This is a genomic window from Blautia wexlerae DSM 19850 (assembly GCF_025148125.1).
GTDB classification, from domain to species: Bacteria; Bacillota; Clostridia; order Lachnospirales; family Lachnospiraceae; genus Blautia_A; species Blautia_A wexlerae.
The window spans coordinates 1,469,065-1,491,192 of record NZ_CP102267.1; the positions used below are offsets into that span (position 1 = coordinate 1,469,065).

Genomic DNA, 22,128 nt, shown 5'->3' on the forward strand with positions numbered 1-22,128 from the left:
CATATCTGCACTCATAATAAATAAAAACAACAAAACGGTTTTCATTCAATTTCTCCCTATAAAAAGCTGTATCCAGCATCATAAAAAAGAAAATATGTTCGATATTTTATTGCGAAATTTTTGATATCATGGTATCATATATGTATGAAAGAAAATCTTATACATTATCGCACTTGTGTGTGCAATATTAATTACCATATGGTATGGTCGGTAAAATACCGGCGGAAGATATTAAGTGCGGAGGTCGAGGCATATCTGCAGAAACTGGTGCAGGAGATCGCAGAAGATAAGGGCTTTACGGTCCATCTGTTTGAATGTGGGGAAGGAGACCATGTACACTGTTTTGTGTCAGCCCCTCCGAAATTATCCATAACTGCGATCATGAAATACCTGAAGGGGATCTCCGGCAGGAAACTTTTCGAACGTTTTCCGGAAATAAGAAACCAGCTTTGGAAAGGGGAGCTGTGGAACCATTCCTATTATGTGGAAATGGTCGGATCTGTATCGGAAGAAAATATCCGCAGGTACATCGAACATCAGAGCAAAGCGTACTGATACTATGGAGGAGAGGAAATGCTGCTGTCAAAGAAAACATCCATAAAGGTCAGCCGGGAATATGCGAACCTCATCGGGCATATGTGCTATGCAGCATCCAAGCTCTGGAATGTCTGTAATTACGAGCGTCAGCATTACAAAGAAACTGGGATAGAGCAGCATCCGGACTGGTATTATCAGAAAAAAGCCCATAAAGAGGATCTGTGGTATAAACAGCTCCCGTCCCAGACGGCCCAGGAAGTCTGCAAGCTGCTGGACAAGGCATGGAAGTCTTTTTATGCCCTGAAAAGATCCGGGGGGATCGAGACTCCCAGACCGCCGCGGTTTAAGCAGGAAAGTATCCCCATTACCTATATGCAGATGGGGATCGTGCATGAGCGGGATACGGGCAGAGTCCGCCTGTCCCTTCCAAAGGCATTAAAAAAATATATGGAAGAAACGTATCAGATCCATGAAAACTTTCTTTACCTTGAAAATAAGATTTTCAGGGGCATGGATCAGATCAAACAGCTGCGGATCTATCCGCCGGAGAAGGGAAACTGTAAAATTATTGTTGTTTATGAGGTTTCTGGCCAGGAAGAACTTCCACAGAACGGACATGAACTGTCCATTGATCTGGGACTCCATAATCTTATGACGTGTTATGATTCCGGGAACGGTAAGACGTTTATCTTGGGCAGGAAGTACCTTGCACTGGAAAGATATTTCCATAAAGAGATCGCAAGGGTGCAGGCCCAGTGGTATGGGCAGCAGTCCGGAAAGGGAGTAAAGTATCTGGCTACATCAAAACATATCAGGAAGTTATATAAGAGAAAACATGATTCAGTAACGGATTATCTGCACAAGGTCACAAGGTATCTTGCAGAATACTGCCGGGAACAGGGGATCACCTGTGTCGTTGCAGGGGATATCCGGAATATCCGGAGAGAAAAAGACCTGGGACACAGGACAAACCAGAAGTTCCACAGCCTGCCGTATAACAGGATCTACATCATGCTGGAATATAAGCTGAAAAGATATGGGATCCGTTTTATAAAACAGGAAGAAAGTTATACCAGCCAGTGCAGTCCGCTGTCACCGAAAGTGGGGAAAAGATATGCAGAGCCGTCCAAACGGAAAGAGAGAGGGTTGTACAGAGATGGAAACAGAACCTATAACGCAGATGCCGTAGGCGCATATAATATCCTGAGAAAATATCACTCCGTATCCGGAGTAAAAAAAGAACTGTCCGTAACCGGACTGAAAACACCGGAAATAATAAAAGTAGCTGTATAGCTCTAAAGAGCAAACAGTAGTGGTGTCATGGATGCACCCTGAAAAAAAGGCGGTATCCCGCCTTAATTCAGATGCTCTGGTAACTCAGTTGCCGAGTAATTCACTTACTATACTATGCTGAAGGTGTTCGCGAAGTATATAAGTTTATCTATATGAAATGGAATAAATAGTCGATTTTCTGATACTGATTGAGAGTAAAGACTCTTTCACGTGACGTTCAAAAAATCGACTTTTTATCTTGGATAATTCAGTGGAATCTCCTGCTTCAATTATGAAAACATTAAGTGATGAACGGAGATTTACTGATATTTTTATAGCAATTCCAGAAAATAATGCAATTAAGACAGTTCAGCATTTTCCTGTCTTTCGTGCTTTGCAGGAGTGCATTAGTTGCATTGTTTTCTGGGATTATAAAAGAAAGATAGGATGGGGAGTTAAAAAACAAATATGGATTATCAGTCAATTGTAACATTTGTTATGGAAATGGCCGGTTCAGTGGCGTTTGCTGCTTCCGGAGCGATGGTGGGCGTTGAACGGAATATGGATATTTTCGGCGTGAGCGTTCTGGGAGTTGCAACAGCAGTAGGCGGAGGAATGATCAGGGATATTGTTCTGGGGATCATCCCTCCGGCTGTATTTACCAATCCTGTATATGCACTGGTGTCAGTGCTTGCTTCCTGCATTGTTTTCTTTATTTTTTATTTCAAGAGAGAATTGCTTCAGGGGCACAGGCGTGAGACCTACGATAAAATCATGCTGGCAATGGACTCTGTCGGGCTTGGGATTTTTACAGTAGTAGGAGTAAATACAGGAATCCGCCAGGGATATATGGACAATGTGTTCCTGCTTGTATTTCTTGGAACCATTACGGGAGTAGGCGGCGGTCTGCTTAGAGATATGATGGCGAGTGTACCGCCGTATATTTTTGTAAAACATATCTATGCCTGTGCCTCCATCATTGGTGCAGTTGTATGCGTATATATGAATCGATTTGTGGGAAATGTACAGGCTATGGTAGTATCATCAATTGTAGTGGTGCTGATCCGATATCTGGCAGCACATTACCGCTGGAATCTGCCCAGGCTGTCACCACATGAATAGGAAGGATACCGTATAAAATCAGACAGGTAATATTTAGCGCAGTCAGGCTGAGTTTGTCTGACTGTCTTTTCGTTCGAGGAGGAAAATTATTGATAATCGGAGCATCTACAGTTTCAGATTTTGTGGCGGTCAGACGGCTGCGGGCAAATTTATCAGGCTCGCGATTACCGGATTCTACACCGAAATAGTCAGCTTCTGTTACATGTGCGGCATCCGCGATGCTGACGGTAAATGCACCGCGTGCTTTGATATTCTGTACGGTTTTATGGGTCTCGGTAAGGTTCAATGCAACTGTGTCACGTTCCTGCATCGTACCCCAGGCAGCGTTCATTACATTGATGCTTCCGTCTTCATTATAGGTTGCAACCATCAATACAGGCATAGGAAAAATGCCTTCTGTAATATTTAATTTTTTTCTCATTACAACAGCCCCTTTCAGATTCAATTGACAGGATAATATATCCTGCTATAAATGAGCAAGTTTGAAAAAATGCACAAAATTATCCTGCTAATTTCATAAATGCTTCAAAATCATCACTTGCTTTTGCACATAGGAATAGATACTGATACTTTTCCTGATGAACGGCACTACAGATTCGATGATATCCATCTTGAAAAGATCGATATTTGCCAGTTCCTGTGACACAAATACAATGTGCCAGTGACATCAGCAGCCAGTATCTCTGTATTTCCTTTGAGAAACGGATCTGGTATGTATCCAGTGCCAGACGGTTTTTACATTGCCTGAAAAATATCTCGATCGGCCATCGACACACATAACAGGAAAAGATCTCTTTCTTTTATGCAAAATCACGAACTTGCTCATTTATAGTGATATAAAACAACATCAATGCATGCTGAAATATGTAAAAAGGCAATCGTATAAAATTGCGATTGCCAGATTTTAATATTTACTGCTTTAAGGTTAGGATTGTATGGAAGGTACCGGAATCATTATCATAATACATTTGCAAATTTCCATGGTACTGTTTTACGACTTTTTTAATGCTTTTGATTCCGAATCCATGTCTGCCATTGTCTGATTTATGGGATATAGGAAGTCCCTCTGGATTATATACAGGGGTATTTTGGCAGGAGTTGATGAGTATGATAATAAGAAAGGGTGAATTTTCTTTCTTTTGTACGGTGAGCTCAATAAAAGAGTCTGGAATATTCTCTGCTGATTCCACTGCATTCTCCAATAAGTTACAGAATAAAGAAGTCAAATCGCGCGGATATATATGTTGTACCGTGCCGCTTCTGATGTCAGTGTGAAAAATAATGTGCTTATCATTGCAGTGGCGCTGATAGCGGCACAGAATGGAGTTTAGCATTTCATGATCACAGAGTTTTGTGGTTTCCTTTAAGTCGGAAGATTCCATGAGTTGTTGTATATAGTCATTTATTTTATCGGAATCATTTTTTTCGTTCAGTAATCTGATTGATTGAAGATGTTTCTTTATATCGTGGATCAAAATGCTCTGGTTCTCGTTTTGTGCAAGCATCATTTCATAGTATTCAACAGAATCGGATTCTTTCTGGAGCAGTAACTGCAAATCGGCATATTCCTGTGATCTTTTTGCGTTATATTGGTTGATTCCAAATACAAGTAGGTTGACCAGCAACAGAAAAACGGCACAGATTGTTACTAGAAAATCAACCGGTGGGGCATATGCGGTTGTTTCACCAATAGAAAGAAGAGTAAACATCATAAGAATAGAGGAAAGCGGGATGAACATCAAGAGAATTTCGGAGTGACCGTACGGTTCTTGAGCTGCTTTGTTCCCCTTGAAGAGCCAACTTAACAAGTAAACGACTGCAAAAAAGGTAATTTTGCTAAATACGGTATAAAAAACAAGTCCGACACTTGCTTCTAAGAGAAAATGGGGAAAGAATCTTGATATCATCCCCAAAACTGCAAGTTCAGATATTCCCATAATCGCTGTAAGTATAGCGGAATGGAAGAGTGCCAATAATAACTTGAGGTTAAACATTATATAGAGGAAAACAGTGTTTATCACAAAAAAACTGATAATATTCAGCCATGTTTGCCCAAGCAGGGAAAGAAAAAACAACAGTACATAAAGAACACTTAATAGAGTCAGTCTCTTTTTACCGCTATGAGAAGGGGAAAAAAGGCTGGCGGCGTACTGCCATAAGATAACCGCTTCTGTAAAAAAACTAAAAATAAGTAAAATAATATATTCCATTTATTTTCACCTCATGCTTTCCAGATATAGTAGATATGCATTTCTGAAGGAACTGTATTTCCTGCGTGTCAGGTAAGCGGTAATCTGAGGATTTGATAAATGTACGGTGGAGTGATCAAAGTCCACAATATGTTCGAAGTTAACAATAAAGCTCCGGTGTGTCTGAAAAAAACTGTTTTGGGGAAGCTTTTCCAACCAGTAATTCATATTATGAATAGAGTCAAAGTCCTGACGGGCAGTATGTACAATTACTTTTCGCCCCTGAGCTTCTATGGCAATAATCTGCGAAGCAGGAAACGAATATACCGCCTGTTTTGTTTCCACAGGAATTTTGAGTGTAATGGAATTGTAATAAGCTAAGGCATCCTTCAGATTTCGGAAAAAACGCTGCTTATCTAGAGGTTTGGAAAGGTAACGGAATACATGAAAACGCATTGCTTCATCCAAATATTCAGAATAAGAGGTGACAACAAAAACGATCACATTTCTATTTGCTTTTTTTAATTCATTCCCAACATAGATTCCATTCATGCCAGGCATTTCGATATCCAGAAAAACAATATCCTTTTCACCTTTGTCAGTTAACAAAGCTTCACCACTGGTAAAAGAAACTAATTCAGGACATTTTAAATGGTTGGACTCAAAGTAGGATTCGATATACTTCTTCAATTGTTCAATGATCAGAGTGTCATCATCACAAATTAAAATACGCATTTTTTCACCTGACTTTCTAAATAGATGTATGTGTACATCTTATCACATAGAATTTCCAAATGCAAAAAATGCGTATGAAAAGACAATTTAATTACAATTTTGGTTCATTATGTGTTGCTTTGTTATTTCGTTTTACAAGCAGTTCGATAAAGTCTCCGGCAAGCTCTATGTCGGATTGATTACATAACCGTAGTTTATCAATAATATCCTGTGGAATATTATAAGCGTGCATACTGCCGAGCAGAAGGTAGTCAGGTGTAACATTGAGTAAATTACAAATCTGAATGAAAATATCCAGACTTGGTTTTTGCCTTCCGTTTTCGATTGATGACATATGGTTATTGGATATATTTAATCTTTCGGCAAGTTCTGCCTGTTTTATCCGTAATTCTTTTTTGCGTATTTTGATGCGGTTTCCCATACCTTCATATTGAAATTCTATTTATCCCACCTTCTTTCAGTAGAATTTTACCAATAGAACTAAATAAAAAGAAGAATGTAACAAAGAACTATTCTGCAATATATTAAACAAACTGATATTTATATATAAATAATTCTGTATCACATATTATTTTTCGTAGAAAAGAGGGAAATTATCCAATATTGTAAAGAATCATTCCGTTCATTCCAAAGGGGTCGTTTATTTGATTAAAGTGGTATATGATTGCTTATGTGAAAATCAATGACAAATTTTAGTGGAAAGGAGAGAGGTCATTATGAAGAAAGAGGTAACTAAATCGGTTGCAAAAGGAATGAAAGCAGCATTAGATGTTGTGTTACGGACAGAAGCTAACACAGCTTCTTGTCTTATCATGTATCAGCCTAAGGCACCGAAAGAATTAATGAACTACAGGAGAAACAAGTAATGGAAAAATGTACAGATACAGTAGTAAATTGGATGATCCGGTGTAATGCGATAAACGAGGCGGATAAGGAACTTTACAAGTATGCATTATATAGTTTTTTTCTATTGGTATCACCACTTATCCTTGCAGGAGTTATTGGCTTTGGCTTGGGAAGCGTAAAACACGGAGTTGCTCTTATTTTTCCGTTTGTGGTTCTGAGAAAATTTAGTGGTGGTTATCATGCAAAAAATTTGCACACTTGTATTCTTGGATCTGGTTTTCTATTGTTTCTGTGCATAATGTTATCAATGCATGTGCAATGTGATTTGAAGTTGGCAATAGCTACAGTTATTGCGTCTGTGAGCCTGATTACATTTAGTCCAATAGACAGTGAAAACAGAAGACTTGATACTAACGAGAAAAGGACATATAAAAAAACAACAGTGTTCTTCGTGATACTGTTTGGGCTGTTAGATATAGCTTTATTTTTGCTGGGAAAGTACATCTATACAATCTGTTTTTCTGTTGGGATATTACTGACAGCAGGCTTACAAGTACCTTGTATCGTAAAGAAAATGTGTAAATCGACCAAAAACAGACTGTAAATGTCGTTTGGTGCAAAAGGGGTTGAAATCATGGCAAAAATAAAGATAATAAAGTTTGTCATTGATTTGATCAAAGTTCTTTATTTACAGTTAATTCAGTTTGTTCATTGAAAGGGAGTGGATTCCAATGGGACAATGATAGAATTCTATCACTTTAAATTGAGTAGTTCGGTTCGGAGTAGTTAAACGGGCATAATGGAGGTAAAAGATTAAAATGACACATAAGAAAGAAGTTGTTTTTAGCTTGTTGTTTGTAATAATGGTGTTATGTACAGGCTGCAGTGATAAAGATAATGGAGATACGTCTAAAAATAACAGGACTTCAGGAGAATCATTTGTTCAAGAAGAAACTATTGAGAGTACTGACAATACAGACAATGCAGACGGCAGCTCGGCACCAACGCCAGAACTGAAAACGCCCCGAACGAAAAAGGAATTGGAAGATGCGCTTGGTACAGTGAATGAGTCGGGAAAATGGACGCCACCAGCCGGTTCTCATATAGATCCCAAAACAGGTAATATACTGAATAAAGATGGGGTCGTGGTTGGAACTACGCAGGAACCTTATAGTAAAGCACGTCCAGGTTCTCAAGGATGATGATATGGTGTAAAAAAATTATGGGAGGAAAAGATTATGAAGTATATGAGAAAAAACTCATTTGTAGTGTGTTTGGTCATAAGTGCAATTCTTTTGACAAGTTCATTTGCAATGCCGGTGCTTGCTGCGGAAAATACAGGAATTGAAACAAACTCTGTCACGAGAAGCGTACCGGGATATTACAAGTGCACAGGGTCGGATGTAAATATCAGATCAGGCCCTGGAACACAATATACAATAGTAGGCACATTGAATTATGGCACAAAAGTATATGTATATTCTATCAGTAATGGGTGGGCCAAAATTTCTCTTGGCGGCATTTACCGTTATGTTAGTGCCGATTACCTTCGGGAGCTTTAAGGAAAAACATTTAATATAAACGAGGCATAGGTAAATAGCTGTATGGGCTGCCGCACTGAAAAGTTTGGTGCGGCAGCACTTTTATTTACTTTTTTAATTGAAACTACAAATGGACAAATTCTAAAAAACGTCCCAAAAACAGTATTCTGTGTTTGGGTTATAAAGACAAATTTAAAATATATAGATATTTCCGGTGGTTCGTGGTATGATAAAAATAGAAACAAAAGTGCTATTTCAAGAAAGGGTGATGGTTATGGCATTGGCACAGGCAACAAAATCCCATGAACCAACTTATACAATCAATGATGCAATGGATGTTCTTTTGTCAAGGCTGGATGAAGCCATTGATGATATGGAAAGTGACAGAGTGCAGATAGTGGAAGAAGCATGGGCAGAAATTGATGCAATATAAGGGGTACGGATGGAAAAAAGAAAATACAAAGTTGTAATTGCCCAGAGCGGCAAGCTGGATGTGAAGGAAAAAAGAAATATATCCTTCAGCAATTTAAATACCGGGAGTATGCAGAGGATTTTTCCCAAAAGATTAAAAAGCGGTTCTTGCACTTGACACACTTCCTACCAGATATAATACAATAGGCTTCCGATATCGTGGCTATGATATTTACATGAAATATACTGCCTGTTTTTTAACGCCATTGGAATTGTTAGAAAGAAAGATTAAAATAAGAGACACCAGCAATCAATACGCTGATGTCTCTTATTAATATTACCTGATTGTTGATAAATAATTTACTTTGTATCCTGCAGTGCGAGATAACCTTCTTCGCCTGTACGGATCTTAACGACATTTTCAATGTCATATACAAATACTTTACCATCACCAATCTGACCGGTATGGAGGACTGCCTTGGCAGTTTCGATAACTTTCTGTACAGGTACGAGACTTACAACAATCTCAATTTTGACCTTAGGAAGAAGATTCATTTCCATCTCAACACCACGATAGTAGGATGGAGCACCTTTCTGTACACCGCATCCGAGAACGTTCGTAATAGTGATACCTGTAACACCGATCTCATTCATTGCCTGCATAAATTCATCAAGCTTATTCTGACGGGTGATGATAACAACTTTTGTAAGCTTATGAACGCCTTCTTTCGGAAGTTCAGGAACTGATTCAGCAGGAGCAGAAGGTCTGGCTGTGACAACAGGAGCTTTTATGGAAGTTCCCATAGGAGTCGGAACACCAGCCATTGCGAAACCGTCATAAGCACTTGCAAGACCATGTTCTTTGGAGTCAAGACCTGCGATCTCTTCTTCAGCTGAAACACGAAGTCCGATTGTATGTTTGATTACCTGGAAGATAATTGTCATAGTAACAACAACCCATGCGATTGTGATGATCATACCTGTGAACTGAACACCAAATCCGTGGAAGCCGCCGCCTGTAAGAAGTCCTTTCCAGTCTGTGCCTGAACCGTCGGAGAAGAGACCAACTGCAAGGGTACCGAAAGCACCGTTTAAACCATGAACACCGACAGCACCAACAGGATCATCGATTTTCAGAACCTTATCAATAAATTCAATACCAAATACTACGATAAAACCGGAAGCAATACCGATGATTGCTGCGGATGTAGGAGAAACTGTGTCGCATCCTGCTGTAATTGCTACAAGTCCTGCAAGAGAACCGTTCAGAGACATGGAAACATCCGGTTTTTTGTAACGTACCCATGTGATGATCATAACAGTTACAGTTGCAACAGCTGCTGAAAGGTTAGTAGTAACGAAGATTTTACCGGCACTTACGATTGCATCGCCTTCCATACTTACTGTGGAAGCACCGTTAAATCCGAACCAGCAGAACCAGAGGATAAATACACCTAAAGCGCCAACTGTAAGGTTGTGTCCCGGGATAGCCTTTGATTTGCCGTCCTTTGTATATTTACCGATACGAGGTCCAAGGATGATGGCACCGATCAGAGCTGCCACACCACCTACCATATGTACTGCACAGGAACCTGCGAAATCGTGGAATCCCATCTGGCTGATAAATCCACCGCCCCAGATCCAGTGTCCGGATACCGGATATACAACAAGACTGATCATAAGGCTGTAGATGCAATAGGAAAGGAACTTGGTACGTTCTGCCATTGCACCGGAAACAATTGTTGCGGATGTTGCACAGAATACTGTCTGGAAGATTAAGAATGCCCAGAAAGGAACTCCGTCAGGAAGCATTCCTGAACCATAGTGTGCTTCTGTGGCAATACCACCGATCTTTCCGATAAATCCATTACCTGCACCAAACATCAGACCGAAGCCGACCAGCCAGAAGACCGGGGTTCCGATACAGAAGTCCATCAGGTTTTTCATAATAATGTTACCTGCGTTTTTGGCTCGTGTGAAGCCTGTTTCTACCATTGCGAATCCGGCCTGCATAAAGAAGACCAGCGCGGCGCCGACCAGCACCCATATTGTGTTTACTGCGGAAAATTCCATAATAATATTCCTCCCTCATAAAAATTTCCTCATATTTTATAAAATGCAAAAAGCGCGATGCCTGGAAATGTAGCCAGTTCATCGCGCTTTTGCGAATATAAAATCCATATTTATAGTGTATTGCATAACTGATGTAATAGAAAAGACATTTCGTATGACTGTATGCAATGCAGTTTAAAATCAAAATTATATGTAAAACAGGGGAACATCAAAATATCGTGTGATTAATGGATGAGGAAATCGATAATGAATTATGAAGTAGAGTTCATAAAGATATTCCCCTGTTATTACCTGTTAATTAAACGGAAAACAGAAGCTTGTCATATGTAGGATATGGAAGCAGTGCATCCGGAATCAGAGTTTCTGCTGCATCTACAGACTTTCTGAGTTCATCCATATCAGAAAGAACAACTGTCTGGTATGCTTTTGCATTAGCCAGAGGATCTTCTGTAGCAAGCGCTTTGGCAGTATCTGCTTTTAAGGTCTCAAGACCTGTGGAAATCTCATCAGCAAGCTGTGACAGCTCTTTGATCAGTTTTCCTTCAGAAGCTGTGCTGACATCTGAAACAACTGATTTTTTAGCAACAGCAGTAGCTGCAACTTTGTCGATATACGCGAATACAGATGGAAGGAAATCCTTCTGTACCATTTCAACCATAGTATTGGACTCAATGTTAAGAATCTTGGAATAGGATTCCAGCCAGATCTCATAACGGGATTCAATTTCTTCTTTTGTGAAGATATGATATTTGGTAAAGAGTTCAATATTTTTATCTGCGATCCACTGAGGAAGAGCATCTGGTGTAGATTTCAGGTTAAAGAGACCTCGTTTCTCAGCTTCTTCGATCCATTCGTCTGTATAACCGTTTCCGTTAAAGATAACACGTTTATGATCAATAATTGTCTTCTTGATCAGTTCGTGGATTGCATCCTCCATCTTGTCTTCCGGTACATCCTTTAACTGTTCTGCAAACTGGTGAACACACTCAGCAACAGCAGTGTTTAAAATAATGTTCGGGTTTGCAACAGAAGCTTCGGAACCAAGCATACGGAATTCGAATTTGTTACCTGTAAATGCGAATGGTGAAGTACGGTTTCTGTCTGTATTGTCTTTTACGAAATGTGGAAGTACTTTTGCACCGATATCCATCTGGACTGCGCGGCTTCCTGCAAAATATTCGTCATTTTCGATAGATTTTAATACTTCTGTCAGTTCATCACCGAGGAATACGGATACAACAGCAGGCGGAGCCTCGTTTGCACCAAGACGGTGATCATTTCCTGCACTTGCTACAGAAATACGAAGTACATCTGCGTATTCATCAACTGCTTTGATAACAGCTGTCAGGAAAATCAGGAACTGTGTATTTTCAGCAGGTGTTTTTCCCGGATCAAGGATATTTACACCGGTATCTGTAATCATAGACCAGTTGTTGTGTTTACCACTTCCGTTGATTCCCTCAAATGGTTTCTCGTGAAGAAGGCATACAAGTCCGTGCTTGTCGGCAACTTTCTTCATTACTTCCATTGTTAACTGGTTGTGGTCAACCGCAACGTTTGTTGTATCGAATACAGGAGCCAGCTCGTGCTGTGCAGGAGCAACTTCGTTATGTTTTGTTTTGGCAGGAATACCAAGTTTCCAGAGCTCTACATCCAGGTCATGCATATAAGCTGCGACACGAGGTTTCAGAGCACCGAAGTAATGATCTTCCATTTCCTGGCCCTTAGGAGCAGGAGCACCGATCAGTGTGCGTCCGCAGAATACAAGGTCTTTTCTCTGTTTGTATAATTCCTTGTCTACCAGGAAGTATTCCTGTTCAGGACCTACAGTTGTATTTACGTGTTTGACATCTTTATTTCCTATTATATGGAGAAGGTTTGTAGCTTCTTTATCAAGTGTCTGCATGGAACGAAGGAGAGGAGTCTTTTTATCAAGAGCTTCTCCGCTGTAGGAGCAGAATGCTGTAGGAATGTAAAGAGTTCCGTCTTTGATGAATGCCGGTGATGTCGGATCCCATGCTGTATATCCTCTTGCCTCGAATGTGGCACGAAGACCGCCTGACGGGAAACTGGAAGCATCCGGCTCACCTTTTACAAGTTCTTTACCTGAGAAATCCATGATCACCTGACCATCTCCTGTAGGAGAAATGAAACTGTCATGTTTCTCTGCAGTTACGTTTGTCATTGGCTGGAACCAGTGAGTATAATGAGTGGCGCCGTTCTCGATAGCCCATTCTTTCATTGCAACAGCAACGGAGTTGGCAACATCAAGTTCAAGGTGTGTACCGCTCTCGATTGTTTTCTTTAATGCTTTGTACATGTCTTTTGGCAGTTTACTTCTCATTACTTTGTCGTTGAAGACCAGGCTGCCGTACAGTTCAGGGATATTCTGTGCCATATAGGTACTCTCCTTTCGGTTTGCAATATTTTCTGAATATGTGTAGTGCCGCTGCAGATCACCATTGTGACTGCCTGCGGTTTTCGTCTCATAGAAAATTCCTCATCGAACATTTTCTATGAAACGAAAGTTTTATAAAACGAAAAAGGCGCCCTGGATGAGATCTCTGTAGATCTTTCCAAAGCGCCTTTGCTTTATGTGCTGTACTATAAACGAAATGAAAACAGATGTCAAGCACTTTTTTTGAAAAAATTTAGAAAAAATTTTTGAGATATGACAAAAAAAGGATAGGTTGACAAATTTGTTTCTATTATTATAATTTGATTTTGGAACCCGCCAAACATAAGAAAACAATGTCAGCGAGTTTTGAAAGTAAAGTTAAAGTCAGACAAGAGAATACGATCGGAGGAAATCAGATGGCTGGAATAAAAGAAGAGTGCGGCGTCTTTGGAATTTATGATCTGGATGGCGGCAATGTAGTTCCGTCCATATATTATGGACTGACTTCCCTGCAGCACAGAGGACAGGAATCCTGCGGACTTGCAGTTTCTGATACTAAGGGAGAGCGTGGAAATGTGAAGTTTCATAAGGATCTGGGACTTGTAAGTGAAGTTCTCAGACAGGATGTTGTCCGTAAATATGAGGGGGATATTGGTATTGGTCATGTAAGATATTCCACAACAGGAGCTTCTGTTGCAGAGAATGCACAGCCCCTTGTTTTGTCTTATGTAAAGGGAACTCTTGCACTTGCACATAACGGAAATCTGGTTAATACACCGGAACTGAAATGGGAACTGATCCAGAATGGAGCGATTTTCCATACAACTACAGATTCAGAGGTTATTGCGTTCCATATCGCAAGAGAACGTGTGCATTCTAAAACAGTAGAAGAGGCAGTGCTAAAGACTGCAAAGAAGATCAAAGGTGCATATGGTCTGGTAGTTATGAGCCCGAGAAAACTGATCGCAGTCCGCGACCCATATGGACTGAAACCATTGTGTCTCGGTAAAAGAGGAAATGCTTATGTTATTGCTTCTGAGAGCTGTGCTCTGACATCTGTAAGTGCGGAATTTATCCGTGACATTGAGCCGGGTGAGATTCTTACGATCACAAAAGACGGACTGAAGTCAAATAAAGAGCTTGCGTCTGTTGCTGCAAAACGCGCGCATTGTGTGTTTGAGTATATATATTTTGCAAGACTTGACAGTACCATTGATGGGGTGAAGGTCTATGATGCCAGAATCCGCGGCGGTAAATCTCTTGCCAAGTCTTATCCTGTAGAGGCAGATCTTGTAACAGGTGTACCGGAGTCCGGACTCCCTGCTGCAAAGGGATACTCCGAAGCATCAGGAATCCCGTTTGCATTTGCGTTCTATAAAAACAGCTATATTGGAAGAACATTTATCAAACCGACTCAGGAAGAACGTGAGTCCAGTGTTCATCTGAAACTGAGTGTGCTGGAATCTGTTGTAAAAGATAAGAGGATTGTTCTGGTGGATGATTCTATTGTTCGTGGAACAACCATTGCAAACCTGATCCATATGTTAAAAGAGGCGGGAGCAAAGGAAGTGCACGTACGTATCAGTTCACCGCCATTTTTACATCCATGCTATTTCGGAACGGATGTGCCGTCAAATGATCAGCTCATTGCAGCCAGCCACAGCACAGAGGAAATCTGTAAAATGATCGGAGCAGATTCTCTTGGCTACATGCAGACAGATTATCTGGAAGGAATGGCGGGCGGCCTGCCCTTATGTAAGGCATGCTTCGATGGAAATTATCCGATGGAGATTCCGGATTATAGAAATGCGGAGTTTGCAGATATTGTGAAGTGTTAAGTCGCAAAAATTCATAAAAAATGCAGAAACCTGTCGATGATATATGGAATCAATCTCACATAATGGTAAAACCAATATAGAATAAAACCATACATAATGTATAAAACAATGCTGCGGAAACATATATAAACGAACAAAATGCACAATAGAACCCCTGCGCTTTATGAAAATTGGATAAATTTAAAAACTTGACAAATTCTGAAATGTGGAACATAATATGGGCGTCTGATAGAAAAAAACAAAGAATGTTTTCAGAAAGGGTGATCACGATGTCACAGAGTAAAATCAAGTTAAATGCAACTGAAGAGGTGCAGGAATTTGTGAATGCTGCAAGCAGATGTGATTTTGATATTGATGTTTATTACAACAGATTTTTAATTGATGCCAAATCAATCCTTGGTGTACTTAGTCTGGATCTGACCAGAGAACTGACAGTAGACTGCCACGGGGAGAGCCGGGAATTTGATCGTACATTGAAGAAATTTGCAGTTGCATAAATTTTACATTTTTATAACCGAATAATTATCGCAGAGAAGACGGGTCTGGAAGATGAATTTTTACAGATTCGTTTTTTCTGTATTATGACTGTGTTCAGAGTAATTCCATAAAATATAACTGCTTCATAGTTTATCAGAAGGAACTTATTTGATTTGTTTTTGCTTAAAAACGGGAAATTCATTATTGACAAACGAAAAAAAATGTTTTATAGTATAGCATATTTTTAAAGAAAGCCAATTGAACATATTATTATAGAAGATATGATGATCTGACAAAGGCGTCAGATGCAGAATACCAGATGGGTCAAGTGCCCTCTGATAGCTGCATCTGACGCTTTTTTATTAACAAAGGATGATGGAGGAGGAAATCAAAATGGCAGTGAAATACGTATTTGTTACAGGAGGAGTTGTTTCCGGTCTTGGAAAGGGAATCACAGCTGCATCTCTGGGGCGTCTTCTGAAAGCGAGAGGATACCAGGTAACCATGCAGAAGTTTGATCCTTATATCAATATCGACCCCGGAACCATGAACCCGATTCAGCACGGAGAAGTTTTTGTAACAGACGATGGTACAGAGACAGACCTGGATCTGGGACATTATGAGAGATTCATTGATGAGAGTCTTGATAAAAATTCCAATGTGACAACCGGTAAGGTTTACTGGTCTGTTCTTCAGAAAGAACGTCACGGGGATTTCGGCGGGGGTACCGTACAGGTAATTCCTCATATTACAAATGAGATTAAGAGTCGTTTCTACCGCGCCAAATCACCGGAGGAAAACAAGATTGCCATTATCGAGGTGGGAGGAACAGTCGGTGATATTGAAAGCCAACCGTTCCTGGAAGCAATCCGTCAGTTCCAGCTCAATGTGGGACATGACAATGCAATCCTGATCCACGTAACATTAATTCCTTATTTAAAAGCATCTGAAGAACTGAAAACCAAACCCACACAGGCAAGCGTAAAGGAACTTCAGGGAATGGGAATCCAGCCGGATGTACTGGTGTGCAGAAGTGAACATGAGCTGACAGAGGACATTAAAGAAAAAATCGCTTTATTCTGCAATGTACCTGTATCACATGTACTTCAGAACCTGGATGTAGAATATTTATATGAAGCTCCTCTTGCAATGGAAAGAGAGAAGCTTGCAGATGTAGTTCTTTCAAGTCTCCGTCTGGAAAACAGAAAACCGGATTTAAGTGACTGGGAGGAAATGGTAGAAAGTCTGAGAAATCCGAATAAAACAGTAAAGATCGCAATTGTAGGAAAATATACACAGCTTCATGATGCATATCTCAGTGTAGTAGAGGCACTGAAACATGGCGGAATTTCCTGCAGAGCCAAGGTAGAGCTTGACTGGATCGATTCCGAAGAACTGACAGAGAAGAATCTGGATCAGCAGCTTCACAATGTAGATGGTATTCTGGTTCCGGGTGGTTTCGGAAACAGAGGTACAGAAGGAATGATCCTGGCAGCACAGTATGCAAGAGTACATAAGATTCCATATCTTGGAATCTGTCTGGGAATGCAGATGGCAATTGTAGAATTCGCCCGTCATGTACTTGGATACGAAGATGCAAACAGTATTGAATTGAATCCGGAGACAAAGCATCCGGTAATTGCATTAATGCCGGATCAGGAAGATATCGAAGATATCGGTGGAACCTTAAGACTTGGAAGCTATCCATGTATTCTTGCAGAAGATTCCAGATCCTATGAACTCTTTGGCAAAAAAGAAATCCATGAGCGCCACAGACATCGTTATGAAGTAAACAATGCATTCCGTAAAGAACTTCAGGAGAAGGGAATGAATATCGTAGGAACTTCCCCTGATAATCATATCGTAGAGATGATCGAGATCGCAGGGCACCCGTTCTATGTAGGAACTCAGGCCCATCCGGAATTCAAATCCCGCCCGAACCATGCACATCCTTTATTCAGAGGATTCATCCAGGCGGCCGTCGATAAGAAAATAAGCGAAGAACAGCAGCAGAAATAGAAAGGATGAGGAGATTATGAAAGAAGTGAGAGAACAGCAGCAACAGCAAGGTCTGTACCGGTCTGAATTTGAGCATGACAACTGTGGTATCGGAGCAGTTGTCAATATCAAAGGCAAGAAAACCCACGATACTGTTGCAAATGCATTAAAGATCGTAGAACATCTGGAACACCGCGCAGGTAAGGATGCAGAAGGCAAAACTGGTGACGGTGTAGGTATCCTTCTCCAGATTTCCCATAAATTTTTCAAGAAAGCCTGTAAGAAAGAGGGATTTGAGATTGGCGATGAGAGAGAATATGGCATCGCACAGTTTTTCTTCCCGCAGCACGAGATCAAACGCGCACAGGCAAAGAAGATGTTTGAGATCATTCTTGAGAAAGAAGGTCTGAAACTTCTCGGATGGCGTCAGGTTCCGGTATTTCCGGAGGTACTTGGCCACAAAGCAAGAGAATGTATGCCATGTATTATGCAGGCATTTATCAAGAAACCGGAAGATGTAGAGAAGGGACTTCCGTTTGATCGTATGCTCTATATTGCAAGACGTGAGTTTGAACAGAGTAATGACAACACTTACGTAGTATCCATGAGCAGCCGTACCATCGTTTACAAAGGTATGTTCCTGGTTGGACAGCTTCGTACTTTCTTCGAAGACCTCCAGAGCCCGGATTATGAATCTGCTATCGCTATGGTACACTCCCGTTTCAGTACCAACACAAACCCAAGCTGGGAGAGAGCACATCCTAACCGTTTCATGGTACACAACGGTGAGATCAACACCATCCGCGGCAACGCAGATAAGATGCTTGCAAGAGAAGAAAACATGGAATCCCCATATCTGGAGGGACAGCTTCATAAAGTGCTCCCTGTTGTAAACAGAAATGGTTCCGACTCTGCAATGCTTGACAATACACTGGAATTCCTGGTAATGAGCGGCATGGAACTGCCCCTTGCAGTGATGATCACAATCCCTGAACCATGGGCAAACAATGATACCATTTCCCAGGCAAAGCGTGATTTCTACCAGTACTATGCAACCATGATGGAGCCATGGGACGGACCTGCATCTATCCTCTTCTCAGACGGTGATGTGATGGGAGCTGTCCTTGACAGAAACGGTCTCCGTCCATCCAGATATTATATTACTTCCGATGGTTACATGATCCTTTCCTCAGAAGTGGGTGTTCTGCCAATTCCGGAAGAGAAAATCGTATTAAAAGAGCGTCTCCATCCTGGAAAAATGCTTCTTGTAGATACTGTAAAGGGAAAAGTAATTGATGACAATGAACTGAAAGAGGGTTATGCAAAAATGCAGCCATACGGTGAATGGCTGGACAGTCATCTGGTACAGTTAAAAGACATCAAGATTCCTAACGAAAGACCGGAAGAATACACACCTGAGCAGAGAGCACGTCTGCAGAAAGCATTCGGCTATACTTATGAGCAGTACCGCACTTCCATCAGAAACATGGCGTTAAACGGAGCAGAGAGCATCGGTGCCATGGGTGTGGATACCCCGCTTGCAGTATTTTCCAAACAGAACAGACCATTATTTGACTACTTTAAACAGCTCTTTGCACAGGTTACCAACCCTCCGATCGATGCGATCCGTGAGGAAATCGTTACCAGCACAAGTGTTTATGTAGGTAAAGACGGAAACCTGCTGGAGCAGAAACCGGAAAACTGTCAGGTATTAAAGATTAATAACCCGATTTTGACAAATACAGACATGATGAAGATCAAGAGCTTCAAACATGAGGGCTTCAAGACAGCAGTTGTTTCTACCTTATATTATAAGAGCACCAAGCTTGAGAGAGCCATTGACCGTCTTTTCGTAGAAGTAGATAAAGCATTCCGTGAGGGTGCAAATATCCTTGTTCTTTCAGACAGAGGAGTAGATGAAAACCATATGCCGATTCCGTCACTTCTGGCAGTATCCGCAGTTCATCAGCACCTTGTAAAAACAAAGAAGAGTACCTCTCTTGCCATCATTCTGGAATCCGGAGAACCGAGAGAAGTACATCATTTCGCAACTTTACTTGGTTATGGTGCAAGCGCTATCAACCCATACCTTGCCCTTGAGACAATCCATGAGCTGATCGACAGCCATATGCTGGACAAAGATTACTATGCAGCAGTAGATGATTACAACCATGCAGTTATCAGCGGAATTGTAAAGATTGCTTCCAAGATGGGTATTTCCACCATTCAGTCCTATCAGGGATCTCAGATTTTTGAGGCAATTGGTATCTCTTCTGATGTGATCGAGAAATACTTTACAGGTACAGTCAGCCGTGTGGGCGGAATCACACTGGAAGACATCGAAGAGAATGTAGAGAAACTTCACTCAGAAGCATTTGACCCATTAGGACTTCCTACAGACCTGACTCTGGACAGCGTAGGCGCACACAAGATGAGAAGCCAGGGAGAGGAACATCGTTACAATCCTCAGACTATCCATCTTCTGCAGCAGTCCACATGGACAGGAAGCTACGATCTGTTCAAACAGTACACAGATCTGGTAGATAAAGAAAACCACGGAAACTTAAGAGGTCTTCTGGACTTTAAGTTTGCCGAGACACCGGTTCCGCTTGAAGAAGTAGAAAGTGTAGATGATATCGTAAAACGATTTAAGACAGGTGCCATGTCCTATGGTTCCATTTCACAGGAAGCACATGAGACACTGGCAATCGCCATGAACCACCTCCATGGAAAATCCAATACAGGTGAGGGCGGTGAAAGTGACGAGAGACTGGATTCTGCAGGAAGCAGCGATGACAGATGCTCCGCAATCAAACAGGTTGCCAGCGGACGTTTCGGTGTAACCAGCCGTTATCTTGTATCTGCAAGAGAAATCCAGATCAAGATGGCACAGGGTGCAAAACCTGGTGAAGGCGGACATCTTCCTGCAAAGAAGGTATATCCATGGATTGCCAAAACCCGTCATTCTACACCGGGTGTCAGCCTGATCTCCCCGCCACCGCACCACGATATCTATTCTATCGAGGACCTGGCACAGTTAATCTATGACCTTAAGAATGCAAATAAATATGCAGATATTTCTGTTAAACTGGTATCTGAAGCAGGCGTGGGCACAGTTGCAGCAGGTGTTGCCAAAGCAGGTGCGCAGACAATTCTGATCTCCGGTTATGACGGAGGTACAGGTGCAGCTCCAAGAAGTTCTATCCACAATGCAGGACTTCCATGGGAACTGGGACTTGCAGAAACGCATCAGACACTGCTCAAAAATGGTCTGAGAAATCGTGTACGCATTGAGACTGACGGTAAGCTTATGAGTGGCCGTGACGTTGCAATCGCAGCATTGATGGGTGCAGAGGAATTCGGTTTCGCAACAGCTCCTCTTGTAACCATGGGCTGTGTAATGATGCGTGTATGTAACCTGGATACCTGCCCGGTAGGTGTGGCAACACAGAATCCGGAACTCCGCAAGAGATTTAAAGGAAAACCGGAATATGTAGAGAATTTCATGCGCTTTATCGCACAGGAATTAAGAGAGTATATGTCTAAACTGGGATTCCGTACAGTCAGCGAAATGGTTGGACGTACAGATCTTCTGGTTCAGACAGACAATGTAGCGGAACCACATCAGGGTAAAGTAGATTTAAGTGCAATCCTGAACAATCCATTTGCAGGCAAAGATCAGAAAGTTACCTTTGACCCGAAGGCTGTATATAATTTCGAACTGGAAAAAACCATGGATGAAAAAGTTCTGGTTAAGAAATGTGCAAATGCAATCAATAAAGGTCAGAAAACAGAGCTTTCTGTAAATCTGACAAACATTGACCGTACATTCGGAACCATCCTTGGTGCAGAGATTACCAGAAAGAATAAAAACGGACTTGCAGATGACACCATCACTGTACACTGCAACGGTGCCGGCGGACAGAGCTTCGGTGCATTTATCCCCAAAGGACTTACACTGGAACTGACCGGTGACAGTAATGACTACTTCGGAAAAGGACTTTCCGGTGGTAAACTGATCCTGAGGGTTCCGGAGAAAGCTGCATACAAAGCAGAAGAGAATATTATTGTAGGTAATGTTGCCCTCTACGGTGCAACCAGTGGTACTGCATTTATCAATGGTGTTGCAGGTGAGCGTTTCGCAGTCCGTAACTCCGGTGCATCCGCAGTTGTAGAAGGTGTAGGAGAGCACGGCTGTGAATATATGACAGGTGGCCGCGTAGTCGTACTTGGTAAGACTGGCAAGAACTTTGCAGCAGGTATGAGCGGCGGTATCGCATATGTACTGGATGTGGATAATGTTCTTTACAAGAATCTGAACAAAGCCATGATTTCCATCGAAAAAGTGGAAAACAAATATGACAAAAAAGAACTTCGCGACCTGATTGAAGCTCATGTAGAAGCAACAGGTTCCAAACTCGGTGCGAAAGTTCTGGCTGACTTTGATTATTATCTGCCGCACTTTAAGAAACTCATTCCGAATGAGTACAAGAAGATGATCACTTTAAGTGCAAAACTGGAAGAAAAAGGTCTGAACAGTCAGCAGGCACAGATGGAAGCGTTCTATGAAAGTATTGGCGCTAAACATTGATAATAATTGAATATATCGTGTGAACTTATCAATGTTGCCCCGTCATCTTTTAGAATAAATAAAAAGGTGGCGTGGGCCATACCATTATTGCCGCAGCAAG

At 41.3% G+C, this 22,128-nt stretch carries 21 protein-coding genes; 14 read left to right on the forward strand and 7 right to left on the reverse strand.

What is annotated here, in order from left to right; genetic code table 11:
* Positions 1–144: 144 nt before the first annotated feature.
* From tnpA to NQ550_RS06765, 4 genes are all read left to right on the forward strand, one after another.
* The gene (gene tnpA / locus NQ550_RS06750) at positions 145–555 is read left to right on the forward strand and encodes an IS200/IS605 family transposase (RefSeq protein WP_008704942.1); all 411 of its coding nucleotides are present in this window, start codon (positions 145–147) and stop codon (positions 553–555) included.
* Between the two features lie 18 nt (positions 556–573).
* A complete protein-coding gene (locus NQ550_RS06755; protein ID WP_226852892.1) occupies positions 574–1,830 on the forward strand; it encodes an RNA-guided endonuclease InsQ/TnpB family protein in 1,257 nt (418 codons plus the stop codon).
* Between the two features lie 271 nt (positions 1,831–2,101).
* Entirely contained in the window at positions 2,102–2,299 is a 198-nt protein-coding gene (locus NQ550_RS06760) for a hypothetical protein (protein ID WP_044952002.1), read from the forward strand.
* Positions 2,278–2,931 carry a trimeric intracellular cation channel family protein gene (locus NQ550_RS06765; protein ID WP_008704940.1) on the forward strand — a complete coding sequence of 218 codons (654 nt, stop codon included), beginning with the start codon at positions 2,278–2,280 and terminating at the stop codon, positions 2,929–2,931. The genes NQ550_RS06760 and NQ550_RS06765 overlap by 22 nt, the downstream gene beginning before the upstream one ends.
* Here the strand turns inward: NQ550_RS06765 and NQ550_RS06770 are convergent.
* From NQ550_RS06770 to NQ550_RS06790, 5 genes are all read right to left on the reverse strand, one after another.
* Positions 2,840–3,352: a flavin reductase family protein gene (locus tag NQ550_RS06770; protein WP_055057567.1), complete on the reverse strand. Its 513-nt coding sequence runs from the start codon at positions 3,350–3,352 to the stop codon at positions 2,840–2,842. The genes NQ550_RS06765 and NQ550_RS06770 overlap by 92 nt on opposite strands.
* A 79-nt stretch (positions 3,353–3,431) precedes the next feature.
* Entirely contained in the window at positions 3,432–3,707 is a 276-nt protein-coding gene (locus tag NQ550_RS06775) for a hypothetical protein (protein WP_044996557.1), read from the reverse strand.
* Positions 3,708–3,842: 135 nt separating this feature from the next.
* Positions 3,843–5,141, reverse strand: coding sequence for a sensor histidine kinase (locus tag NQ550_RS06780; protein WP_022381200.1), 1,299 nt, complete (start codon positions 5,139–5,141; stop codon positions 3,843–3,845).
* A gap of 6 nt (positions 5,142–5,147) precedes the next feature.
* Positions 5,148–5,855 (reverse strand): LytR/AlgR family response regulator transcription factor, encoded by a 708-nt coding sequence (locus NQ550_RS06785; protein WP_022381201.1) that lies wholly within the window; start codon positions 5,853–5,855, stop codon positions 5,148–5,150.
* A 91-nt stretch (positions 5,856–5,946) separates the two neighbouring features.
* On the reverse strand, positions 5,947–6,276 hold the full coding sequence (locus tag NQ550_RS06790; RefSeq protein ID WP_029677046.1) for a helix-turn-helix domain-containing protein: 330 nt from the start codon (positions 6,274–6,276) through the stop codon (positions 5,947–5,949).
* Between the two features lie 295 nt (positions 6,277–6,571).
* On the opposite strand from NQ550_RS06790, the gene NQ550_RS06795 reads away from it, so the two are divergent.
* The 6 genes from NQ550_RS06795 (at position 6,572) to NQ550_RS06820 (ending at position 8,831) form a co-directional block, all read left to right on the forward strand.
* Complete coding sequence (locus tag NQ550_RS06795; protein ID WP_008704934.1) at positions 6,572–6,721, forward strand: cyclic lactone autoinducer peptide; 150 nt, start codon at positions 6,572–6,574, stop codon at positions 6,719–6,721.
* The gene (locus NQ550_RS06800) at positions 6,721–7,305 is read left to right on the forward strand and encodes an accessory gene regulator ArgB-like protein (RefSeq protein WP_022381202.1); all 585 of its coding nucleotides are present in this window, start codon (positions 6,721–6,723) and stop codon (positions 7,303–7,305) included. Before NQ550_RS06795 ends, NQ550_RS06800 begins: the two co-directional genes overlap by 1 nt.
* A 214-nt stretch (positions 7,306–7,519) precedes the next feature.
* The gene (locus tag NQ550_RS06805; RefSeq protein ID WP_008704932.1) at positions 7,520–7,903 is read left to right on the forward strand and encodes a hypothetical protein; all 384 of its coding nucleotides are present in this window, start codon (positions 7,520–7,522) and stop codon (positions 7,901–7,903) included.
* Between the two features lie 36 nt (positions 7,904–7,939).
* Positions 7,940–8,263: an SH3 domain-containing protein gene (locus NQ550_RS06810; protein WP_025579441.1), complete on the forward strand. Its 324-nt coding sequence runs from the start codon at positions 7,940–7,942 to the stop codon at positions 8,261–8,263.
* Positions 8,264–8,468: 205 nt separating this feature from the next.
* The gene (locus NQ550_RS06815) at positions 8,469–8,675 is read left to right on the forward strand and encodes a hypothetical protein (protein ID WP_025579443.1); all 207 of its coding nucleotides are present in this window, start codon (positions 8,469–8,471) and stop codon (positions 8,673–8,675) included.
* Between the two features lie 9 nt (positions 8,676–8,684).
* Complete coding sequence (locus NQ550_RS06820) at positions 8,685–8,831, forward strand: hypothetical protein (protein WP_155513483.1); 147 nt, start codon at positions 8,685–8,687, stop codon at positions 8,829–8,831.
* Between the two features lie 182 nt (positions 8,832–9,013).
* On the opposite strand, the gene NQ550_RS06825 is transcribed toward NQ550_RS06820, so the two are convergent.
* Together NQ550_RS06825 and NQ550_RS06830 are read right to left on the reverse strand one after the other, a co-directional pair.
* Positions 9,014–10,726, reverse strand: a complete 1,713-nt coding sequence (locus NQ550_RS06825) for an ammonium transporter (RefSeq protein ID WP_025579445.1) — start codon at positions 10,724–10,726, stop codon at positions 9,014–9,016.
* A 298-nt stretch (positions 10,727–11,024) separates the two neighbouring features.
* Positions 11,025–13,124 carry a glutamine synthetase III family protein gene (locus tag NQ550_RS06830; protein WP_025579446.1) on the reverse strand — a complete coding sequence of 700 codons (2,100 nt, stop codon included), beginning with the start codon at positions 13,122–13,124 and terminating at the stop codon, positions 11,025–11,027.
* A 416-nt stretch (positions 13,125–13,540) separates the two neighbouring features.
* Here NQ550_RS06830 and purF point away from each other — a divergent pair, with 416 nt between their 5' ends.
* From purF to gltB, 4 genes are all read left to right on the forward strand, one after another.
* Entirely contained in the window at positions 13,541–14,962 is a 1,422-nt protein-coding gene (gene purF, locus NQ550_RS06835; RefSeq protein ID WP_025579447.1) for an amidophosphoribosyltransferase, read from the forward strand.
* A 269-nt stretch (positions 14,963–15,231) separates the two neighbouring features.
* Positions 15,232–15,459, forward strand: a complete 228-nt coding sequence (locus NQ550_RS06840; RefSeq protein WP_020993699.1) for an HPr family phosphocarrier protein — start codon at positions 15,232–15,234, stop codon at positions 15,457–15,459.
* A 373-nt stretch (positions 15,460–15,832) separates the two neighbouring features.
* Positions 15,833–17,458 carry a CTP synthase gene (locus NQ550_RS06845; protein ID WP_025579449.1) on the forward strand — a complete coding sequence of 542 codons (1,626 nt, stop codon included), beginning with the start codon at positions 15,833–15,835 and terminating at the stop codon, positions 17,456–17,458.
* A 16-nt stretch (positions 17,459–17,474) separates the two neighbouring features.
* Positions 17,475–22,028, forward strand: coding sequence for a glutamate synthase large subunit (gltB, locus tag NQ550_RS06850; RefSeq protein WP_025579451.1), 4,554 nt, complete (start codon positions 17,475–17,477; stop codon positions 22,026–22,028).
* Positions 22,029–22,128: the final 100 nt, after the last annotated feature.

Excerpts from the sequence above, each read along its gene's own strand:
- tnpA (WP_008704942.1), top strand. The coding sequence starts at position 145 with ATGAAAGAAAATCTTATACATTATCGCACTTGTGTGTGCAATATTAAT.
- NQ550_RS06755 (WP_226852892.1), top strand. The coding sequence starts at position 574 with ATGCTGCTGTCAAAGAAAACATCCATAAAGGTCAGCCGGGAATATGCG.
- NQ550_RS06760 (WP_044952002.1), top strand. The coding sequence starts at position 2,102 with ATGAAAACATTAAGTGATGAACGGAGATTTACTGATATTTTTATAGCA.
- NQ550_RS06765 (WP_008704940.1), top strand. The coding sequence starts at position 2,278 with ATGGATTATCAGTCAATTGTAACATTTGTTATGGAAATGGCCGGTTCA.
- NQ550_RS06770 (WP_055057567.1), bottom strand. The coding sequence starts at position 3,352 with ATGAGAAAAAAATTAAATATTACAGAAGGCATTTTTCCTATGCCTGTA.
- NQ550_RS06780 (WP_022381200.1), bottom strand. The coding sequence starts at position 5,141 with ATGGAATATATTATTTTACTTATTTTTAGTTTTTTTACAGAAGCGGTT.
- NQ550_RS06785 (WP_022381201.1), bottom strand. The coding sequence starts at position 5,855 with ATGCGTATTTTAATTTGTGATGATGACACTCTGATCATTGAACAATTG.
- NQ550_RS06790 (WP_029677046.1), bottom strand. The coding sequence starts at position 6,276 with ATGGGAAACCGCATCAAAATACGCAAAAAAGAATTACGGATAAAACAG.
- NQ550_RS06795 (WP_008704934.1), top strand. The coding sequence starts at position 6,572 with ATGAAGAAAGAGGTAACTAAATCGGTTGCAAAAGGAATGAAAGCAGCA.
- NQ550_RS06800 (WP_022381202.1), top strand. The coding sequence starts at position 6,721 with ATGGAAAAATGTACAGATACAGTAGTAAATTGGATGATCCGGTGTAAT.
- NQ550_RS06805 (WP_008704932.1), top strand. The coding sequence starts at position 7,520 with ATGACACATAAGAAAGAAGTTGTTTTTAGCTTGTTGTTTGTAATAATG.
- NQ550_RS06810 (WP_025579441.1), top strand. The coding sequence starts at position 7,940 with ATGAAGTATATGAGAAAAAACTCATTTGTAGTGTGTTTGGTCATAAGT.
- NQ550_RS06815 (WP_025579443.1), top strand. The coding sequence starts at position 8,469 with ATGATAAAAATAGAAACAAAAGTGCTATTTCAAGAAAGGGTGATGGTT.
- NQ550_RS06820 (WP_155513483.1), top strand. The coding sequence starts at position 8,685 with ATGGAAAAAAGAAAATACAAAGTTGTAATTGCCCAGAGCGGCAAGCTG.
- NQ550_RS06825 (WP_025579445.1), bottom strand. The coding sequence starts at position 10,726 with ATGGAATTTTCCGCAGTAAACACAATATGGGTGCTGGTCGGCGCCGCG.
- NQ550_RS06830 (WP_025579446.1), bottom strand. The coding sequence starts at position 13,124 with ATGGCACAGAATATCCCTGAACTGTACGGCAGCCTGGTCTTCAACGAC.
- purF (WP_025579447.1), top strand. The coding sequence starts at position 13,541 with ATGGCTGGAATAAAAGAAGAGTGCGGCGTCTTTGGAATTTATGATCTG.
- NQ550_RS06840 (WP_020993699.1), top strand. The coding sequence starts at position 15,232 with ATGTCACAGAGTAAAATCAAGTTAAATGCAACTGAAGAGGTGCAGGAA.
- NQ550_RS06845 (WP_025579449.1), top strand. The coding sequence starts at position 15,833 with ATGGCAGTGAAATACGTATTTGTTACAGGAGGAGTTGTTTCCGGTCTT.
- gltB (WP_025579451.1), top strand. The coding sequence starts at position 17,475 with ATGAAAGAAGTGAGAGAACAGCAGCAACAGCAAGGTCTGTACCGGTCT.